This window comes from Microbacterium sp. BG28, assembly GCF_034044005.1.
Lineage (GTDB): Bacteria > Actinomycetota > Actinomycetes > Actinomycetales > Microbacteriaceae > Microbacterium.
In genome coordinates this window covers 1-440 of the sequence record NZ_JAXCHA010000013.1, presented here as the reverse complement: position 1 = coordinate 440, position 440 = coordinate 1, and the positions used below count along the sequence as shown (strand labels likewise).

At 56.8% G+C, this 440-nt stretch carries 1 protein-coding gene; it reads left to right on the top strand.

Annotated features, from left to right (window positions below):
• Window positions 1-135 precede the first annotated feature (135 nt).
• A partial coding sequence (locus SK224_RS16725) for an efflux RND transporter permease subunit (RefSeq protein ID WP_320435771.1) occupies window positions 136-440 on the top strand: 305 nt, incomplete at its 3' end.

Genomic DNA, 440 nt, shown 5'->3' with positions numbered 1-440 from the left:
GGTATCGGCATGGTCGGCGGTCTGATTGTCAGCCAGGTGCTGACGCTGTTTACCACGCCGGTGATTTATTTGCTGTTCGACCGCCTGGCATTGTGGACCAAAAGCCGCTTTGCCCGTCATGAAGAGGAGGCGTAAGTGAAGTTTTTTGCCCTCTTCATTTACCGCCCGGTGGCGACGATTTTACTGTCGGTTGCCATTACCCTGTGCGGCATACTGGGCTTCCGTATGCTGCCGGTCGCCCCGCTGCCGCAGGTCGATTTTCCGGTGATTATCGTCAGCGCCTCGCTGCCCGGTGCGTCACCAGAAACAATGGCGTCTTCCGTTGCCACGCCGCTGGAGCGCTCACTTGGGCGCATTGCCGGAGTCAGTGAAATGACCTCCAGCAGTTCGCTCGGCAGCACGCGTATTATTTTGCAGTTTGATTTTGACCGGGATATCAA